The following is a 7,082-nucleotide window of genomic DNA, read 5'->3' as shown; positions in this document are numbered from 1 at the left end:
GCCGTGAACAGGGCATCGAGCGACTGGGCGCGCGCCCTGACCAGCGCGGCGCGCAGCAGCCCGGCTCCCACTCCGCGCCCCTGCCTGTGCCCGGCCACGCAGAAGTTGTACAGAACACCCACGGGTCCGCGGCCCTCCCCGGGGGCGGCCGGGTGTACCCGCAGGCCGAGGCAGCCTTCGAGCGGGTGCCCGGGGGCCTGCGTCACGAGGAAGTCGGCGGCGTGGGTGGCGTAGAGGGAGGCGGGACGCTCCCGCAGCGCGCCCGAACGCACGAAGGGCCGGGACAGTCCGGCGAGCGCGTCGGCGTCCTCCGCGCGGGCGGGGCGCACGGAGGACGTCGGTGCGGGGAGCACAGGCGACGGCGGGACAGTTCGCGGCGTGGCCGTGATCAAGATTCTTCTTCCTCGGTTTCACGATCGGAGATCGGCTCGTCGCCGGACACGGCCGGGTCGGCCCGCCTGGGCGGGTTCAGTCGGTGGACGCCACGAGGGACCGGGGGCGCAGATCGGTCCAGTGGGTCTCGATGTAGTCCAGGCACGCCTCCCGGGTGTTCTCGTCGAGGGCGACCGTCCATCCGCCGGGAACCTCGGCGAAGGACGGCCAGAGCGAGTGCTGTCCCTCGTCGTTCACCAGGACCAGGAAGCGGCCTTCGGGGTCGTCGAACGGGTTGGTGCTCATGGGCGGTGCCTCCTCGGGGCCGACGGGCCGGTGACGGCGGCGTCGTGAGTGTGTGTCAGATCGTCGGTGCGGGTGGGATCGGAAGTGAGGTAAGGACGGGATCGGGAATGAAGGGAGCAGTCTTATTAGGTTAGGCTCACCTAATACGAGGTGAGCCTAACCCCTCCTTCTTCCCTCTCACAAGGAGATGCCGATGCACCTGGTGACCGAACGGGTCCGCACCGAGGGCGGCACGAACGCGCCCCCGAGCACGGGCCCGCGGACCACGGACCGCCGCCTCACCGGCCGGTCATGACCGATCCCGGCTCCGGCCTCACGGCCGACGGAGAGAACACCGACGCAGAGAACTCCTTCGCCGGGTTCGGACTGCCCGGCACACCCGGCACCGACGAGTTCTGGGCGGCGGCGCGGACCCCCGCGTCGGTGCCTGCCGACGACGGCGGCTGGCGGACCCTGTTCCTGTGGCGCGGGTCCGAGGCCGTCATCGACTTCGAGAGCTGGTCACAACCGGTCCCCCTGCGCCGATGGGCCGGCACGGACTGCTGGTACGCCGAAGTGCGCATGCCCGCGCGGCTGCGGGTGACCTACCGGTTCATCGCGGGCGGCGCGGCCCGCGCCGACCCGTTCAACCCGGTCGGCGCCGGCGGTGACCGGTCCATCGTCGCGACCCCGGACGCCCCGGCCCAGCCGCACTGGCCCGCCGTCGGCGCCGACGACGTACTGCCCCTGCCGCGCACCCGGCTCCGCTGGAGCAGCGAACGGCTCGGCGGGCGGCGCACCGTGCGCGTCCACCCGGTGGGCGGCGGCGGACCGGTGGTCCTGCTGCTCGACGGGGACGACTGGCTGTACCTGCACCCGGCCATGACCGCGTTCGACTCGGCCGCCGCCTGCGGCGGGTTGCCCCCCGTCACGCTCGTCTTCCTTCCGGCCAAGGACCGGCAGGCCGAGTTCGGGTGCGGGCCGGAGCTGTGGGAGGCGGTCCGGGACGAACTGCTGCCGCTGGTCGCGGAATCCGGCGTACCCGCCGACCTGGACCGGCTGGTGGTCGCCGGGCAGAGCCTGGGCGGGCTGAGCGCGTTGTACGCGGCGCTGGAGTTCCCGGACCTGGTCTCGCGGGTCGCCTGCCAGTCGCCGTCGCTCTGGTGGACGCCCGGCGCCGTGGATCTGGCGGACCCCTTGGGCGGCCCGGTCGGCGGCGCCGTCGCCGCGCGTCTGCGCCGGAGCCCCGATCTGTCCGGTCTGCGGTGCGCGTTCGACGTGGGGGAACACGAGACGCGGATGCTGCCGCACTGCGAGCTGGCGGAGACCCTGACCGAACGAGCCGGTGCGACCGTGCGGGTTTCACGGTCGGCCTCGGACCACGACCGGGCGGGCTGGCGGCACGCCCTGCTCAGGGACGTCGCCTGGGCCCTCGGCTGAGCGATGCCGGGGGCGTGTCCAAAGACGTGTCCGGGCAAGTCCCCGAAGCCGCCCGGTGCTTCACCGGGCCACGGCCCGGCAGTAATCCGGGTCGCCGGCCAGGAGGTCGCGGTGGGTGCCCTCGGCTGTGATCACGCCGTCGTCCAGGACGAGCACACGGTCGGCGGCGTCCAGCAGGGCCGGACTGCTGGTGATCACGATCGTGGTGCGGCCGCGGCGCAGCTTCGCGACGTTGCGCGCGATGAGCTGCTCGGTGACCGCGTCGACGGCCGTCGTCGGGTTGTGCAGAACCAGTACGTCGGTGTCGGCGGCCAGGGCGCGGGCGAGGGACAGCCGCTGTCGCTGCCCCCCGGAAAGGTTCGCCCCGCGGTCGCGGACCGCGTGGTCGAGCCCGTCGCGGTGGAGGGCGACGACATCGGTCAGCATGGACGCCTCGACGGCCTCGGGGATCATCCGGCCGGTGCCCGACGGGTCGATGTTGGTGCGGAGCGTGCCCGCGAAGATCTCCCCGTCGTACGGATTGACCAGCATGTGTTCGCGGACCGCCTCGACCGACAGCTCCGCCATCGCCTGTCCGCCGACCCGCACCACTCCTTCGTACGCAGCGGGCGCTACGTTCACCGCGAGCACCGACGCGAGGTCGGCCGCCGCGCGCGGCCGGTAGGCGGCGATCGCCACGAACTCCCCGGCGGCCACCTCGAACCTCAGCCTGCGCAGGGCCCCGTACCGGACACGGTCGACCTCCAGCCCTCCGCCCGCGGCCGGACGCCGCGGCCCCGGTGTCGTCACCGGCGGCGCGGACAGCACCAGCGCCATCCGCTCGGCCGAAGCGCGTGCCATCATCACGTACTTGGGCATCTCCGAGAACATCTTGAGCGGTTCGATGATGAACTGCGCGAGGCCCACGGCCATGACCAGTTCCCCGATGGTGATCCGGCCGTCGAAGGCCAGCCATCCCGCCGTCAGGGACACCGCGGCGGCGAGAACCGCGTTGAGGGCCAGTGCGGTACCCGCGTACGTGCCGTTCACCCCGGCCACGGTGATCGCCTGGCGCTTGGCGTCCGTGCTGACCTTCCGGTAGGACCCGAACGCCGCATGGTTGCCGCCGAAACCGTGCAGCGGGCGCAGGCCGGTGATGAGGTCGGCGACCTTCGCACCCGCCCGCGCCACCCGGGCCTGCTGTTCGCGGGTACTGGCGCCGATCCGTTTGGACATCACGGCCAGGATCGACAGGATCGCGACGGTCCCCACGATCACCAGCAGGCCGAGCCGGAGCTCCGCCAGGCCGAGCGCGAGTGCCGCGACCACCACCGCGACCAGGGAGCTGATCAGCAGCGGTACCACCTCGATGATGTCGGCGGTCTGGTCGGCGTCCTCGGTGGCGATGGTCAGCACTTCCCCGGACTTCAGATCGATGTCCCCGGCCACCGGCTGCAGCCCGCAGGCGGCCACCCGCACCCGCCAGCGGTGTGCCTCGGTCGTGTTGGCCTTCTGCAGGACGCGCATCCCGAACCGCCAGGACAGCGACACCGTCGTGATGATCACGGCCAGCGCACCGATGGACAGGCCGAGTGCGACCGGGCTCCGGTCCCGCATCGTGTGCTCGACGATCAGGCCGAGCGCGATGGGGAAGGCCGTCTCCCCCGCCTGGTACAGGCCCATGAGGACGGTGCCCCGGACCATGGCGCCGACGTTGCGGCGCAGCGCGGTCCGCAGGATGTCCGACCCCGGCCGGGGCCGCTGCGTGTCAGGAGTTTTCATCAAGGTGACGGGCAATCGCTTCCGGGGTTCGCAGGGTGAACAGATCACGGATCGTGATCACGGGACCGTATTCACGGCGGAGCAGCCCGGTCAGCCGCACCGCCAGCATGGAGTGCCCGCCGAGGGACACGAAGTCGCTCACCGCGCTCACCTCGTCGTCGTCCAGGTCCAGAGCCTCGGCGAAGTACTCGCACACCGTGGTCTCGGTTCCGGTCTCCGGGCCGCGCTCCCCCGCCGTGGTCAGCGCGCCGAGCGGCTTTGCCTCCGGCAGCGCCTTGGTGTCGGCCTTCCCGTTCACGGTGAGCGGGATGCTGTCGACCCGGGCGAAATGCGTCGGGCGCAGGAAGTCCGGCAGCCCGGCGCCCACTTCGGCGGCGACCTGCGCCAGGTCGGCGCCGTCCAGCACGAGATAGGCGGCCAGCCGGTACGCACCGTCGACCTGCGGGTCGGGCTGGGCGACCGCGGCGACGAACCGCACCGCCCGGTGCGCGGCGAACGCCGCCTCGACCTCGCCCGGCTCGACCCGGTGTCCGCGGATCTTGACCTGCTGGTCGGTGCGGCCCAGGTACGTCAGGTTCCCGTCGGGCCTGCGGACCACCAGGTCCCCGGTGCGGTACATGCGCTCGCCGGGTCCGCCGAACGGGCACGCGACGAAGCGGTGCGCGGTCCGGGCGGGCTGTCCGAGATAGCCGCGCGCTATGCCGATGCCCGACACGTACAGCTCACCGGGAACTCCGTCCGGCAGCGGCCGCAGCCACGGGTCCAGTACGTACACCTCGGTGTTGTCGATCGCCACGCCCACCACCGGGTCCTGGCACTCGAAGGTGCCGACGCCGAGGGTGTTGATGGTGTACTCGGTGGGCCCGTACAGGTTGTAGCCGACCGTCCCCTCGGTCTCGGCGAGCCGCTGCCAGAGCGTCGGGGTGACGGCCTCGCCGCCCAGCAGCACCAGCGCCGGCCGCCGCTCCGGATTGTCGAGCAGCCCCTCGGACACCAGCTGTTGTGCGTAGGTGGGGGTCACGTTGATGACGTCGATCCCGTGCTCACCGCAGTACTCGACCAACCGGGGGGCGTCACGGCGCAGTTCCTCGTCGCAGATGTGGACCTCGTGGCCGTCGGCGAGCCACAGCAGCTCCTCCCACGACATGTCGAACGCGAACGACACGGTGTGCGCGATCCGGAAGACCCGGTGGCCGTGCTCGGCCAGGACCGGTTCGAAGATCCGGCGCTGGTGGTTGATCAGCATGTTGGTGAGCCCGGCGTACTCGGTCACCACACCCTTGGGCTTCCCGGTCGATCCGGAGGTGTAGATCGTGTACGCGGGGTGCCGCAGCCGGTCCGGGTCGTCCGGCGCGAACGTCACGTACGGCTCAGCCGCGGGCAGCGGGCGGTCCAGCTCGATCAGGTCGCCGCTGAGCCGGGGCGACACGGCGCTCACGGTGAGGATCACCTCGGGCCGGGCGTCCGCGACGATCGCCGCGATCCGCTCGTCCGGGTGGTCCAGTTCCAGCGGTACGTACGCGGCGCCGACGCGCAGTACGGCGAACAGGGCCACGATCGAGTCGAGGGAGCGCGGGATCGCGAGGCCCACGGTCATCTCGGGGCCGATCCCGCGCCGGGCGAGCACACCCGCCAATGCACGGCTGCGGTCCCGGAGTTGGGCGAAGGTCAGGGTCGAGCCGGCGGCGACGAGCGCGACCCGTCGCGGATCGCGGTCCGCCGCCCGGTCGAAGCGGTCGACGACGGTGTCCGTGCCGATGGCGGTGCGTCCGGTGGGCTCGGGGGCCGGGGCCAACCCGGGCAGCGCGCCCACCCGGCCCGTGGACCGGGCCAGGTCCTCCAGCACCCGCAGGTACTCGTCGAGAAGGCGGCGGGCACCCTCGGGGTCGTCGTCGCGGTGCTCCAGCTTGACCGTGACCCGGTCGCCGGGGGTGACGACCCAGGTGAACGGGTAGTGCGTGGAGTCGTCGGCCCGCACCGAAATGATGCCGTGCCGGGCGTTCATCTCGGCGAACGCGTCCAGGTCCAGGAAGTTCTGGAGCACGAACAGGTTGTCGAACAGGGTGTCGTGCCCACTGGCCCGCTGGATCTCACCGAGCCCCAGGTGCTCGTGCTCCATCGCCTCGACCCGGGCCGCCTGTACGGCCGACAGGTACGCGCCGGCCGTGTCGTCGGGCCGGGCCCGCGTCCACATGGGCACCGTGTTGAGCAGCACACCGACGACGCCGGAGTGGCCCTCGCCCTCCCGGCCCGAGACGGTCACGCCGAACACGGCGTCGGCGCGGCCCGTGCGGGCGCCGAGGAGCAGGCCGAACGCCCCGGTCAGCACGGTGTTCAGGGTGACGCCGTGCACCTTGGCCGCGTCCCGCAGCAGGTCGGACAGTCCGGCGGACATCGTGTGCGTGAGGGCGCGCGGCAGCTCGTCGGACAGGGCCGGGGCCGGTCCGGCGAGCAGCGTCGGGCCCGGCAGTCCGGCCAGGTGCTCCGCCCAGAACCGGTTCGACACCGCGGGGTCCCTGGCGTCGAGCGTCCGGGCGTACTCCTCGAAGCTCGGCACGGCCGGGGCCGCGACCGGCGACCGGCCCGCCCCAACGGCCTCGTACGCGTCGAACAGGTCCCGCAGCACGATCTCGCGGGACCAGCCGTCCCAGAGCAGCAGGTGGTAGCTCAGCAGCACGCCGTCCCCATCGGGCAGCCGCACCACGGTCAGCCGGATCAGCGGCGGCTCGCCCGGGTCGAATCCCGACTCACGGTCGCGGGTGCGCAGGGCCTCGACCTCGGCGTCGGTCGTCGCGGCGATCGTGCGGACGTCGACCCGCCGGCCCGCCTTGAGTACCTGGACCGGGTTGCCGTCGTCGTCGGTGGTGAAGCCGGCGCCCACGACCGGATGGCGCTCGATCACGTACGCCATGGCCTCGGCCAGCGCGTCGGTGTCCAGGCGCCGGTCGAAGGTGAACCAGCTCTGCGCGACGTAGTGTCCGGCCGCGCCCGCCATCTGGGCCTGGAAGAACAGGCCCCGCTGGAGCGGGGTGACCGGTGCCGTGCGCTCGGCCGTCGCGGAGGCGTCCGCGATGCGTTCCAGCGCGCCGAGCCAGTGGTCGGTGATCTCGTCGGGTATGCCCTCGGCGAGGGTGAATTCCGCGTGCAGGCTTCCGGTGGTGTCATCGGTCCACGCGTTGACCTCGACGGCGTACGGGCTGCTCCGTTCGCCGCCGGTGAGGTGC

The 7,082-nt window shown here is 72.4% G+C and carries 5 protein-coding genes; 1 reads left to right on the top strand and 4 read right to left on the bottom strand.

Features of this window, described 5'->3' with window-relative positions:
• Both ABZY11_RS41625 and ABZY11_RS41620 read right to left on the bottom strand, forming a co-directional pair.
• Window positions 1–389: GNAT family N-acetyltransferase (locus ABZY11_RS41625; RefSeq protein WP_356484153.1), on the bottom strand; the 389-nt coding region annotated here is incomplete at its 3' end.
• A gap of 79 nt (window positions 390–468) precedes the next feature.
• Window positions 469–678 carry an MbtH family protein gene (locus ABZY11_RS41620; RefSeq protein WP_356484152.1) on the bottom strand — a complete coding sequence of 70 codons (210 nt, stop codon included), beginning with the start codon at window positions 676–678 and terminating at the stop codon, window positions 469–471.
• A gap of 291 nt (window positions 679–969) precedes the next feature.
• Between ABZY11_RS41620 and ABZY11_RS41615 the strand changes: the two genes are divergently transcribed.
• A complete protein-coding gene (locus ABZY11_RS41615; RefSeq protein WP_356484151.1) occupies window positions 970–2,097 on the top strand; it encodes an alpha/beta hydrolase-fold protein in 1,128 nt (375 codons plus the stop codon).
• 60 nt (window positions 2,098–2,157) lie between these two features.
• Here ABZY11_RS41615 and ABZY11_RS41610 read toward each other — a convergent pair whose 3' ends face one another.
• Together ABZY11_RS41610 and ABZY11_RS41605 are read right to left on the bottom strand one after the other, a co-directional pair.
• Window positions 2,158–3,858 (bottom strand): ABC transporter ATP-binding protein, encoded by a 1,701-nt coding sequence (locus tag ABZY11_RS41610; RefSeq protein WP_356484150.1) that lies wholly within the window; start codon window positions 3,856–3,858, stop codon window positions 2,158–2,160.
• The coding region (locus ABZY11_RS41605; protein WP_356484149.1) for an amino acid adenylation domain-containing protein at window positions 3,845–7,082 on the bottom strand (3,238 nt) is incomplete at its 5' end. The genes ABZY11_RS41605 and ABZY11_RS41610, both read right to left, overlap by 14 nt.

Origin of the sequence: Streptomyces sp. NPDC006510 (assembly GCF_040611955.1) — a bacterium.
In the GTDB taxonomy this organism is placed as follows: Bacteria; Actinomycetota; Actinomycetes; order Streptomycetales; family Streptomycetaceae; genus Streptomyces.
The sequence above is the reverse complement of the archived record's forward strand: the minus strand, read 5'-3'. Positions and strand labels throughout refer to the sequence as shown.

Bases quoted from the DNA above. Each gene is read 5' to 3' on its own strand.
- ABZY11_RS41615 (WP_356484151.1), top strand. From the start codon at position 970: ATGACCGATCCCGGCTCCGGCCTCACGGCCGACGGAGAGAACACCGAC.
- ABZY11_RS41610 (WP_356484150.1), bottom strand. From the start codon at position 3,858: ATGAAAACTCCTGACACGCAGCGGCCCCGGCCGGGGTCGGACATCCTG.
- ABZY11_RS41620 (WP_356484152.1), bottom strand. From the start codon at position 678: ATGAGCACCAACCCGTTCGACGACCCCGAAGGCCGCTTCCTGGTCCTG.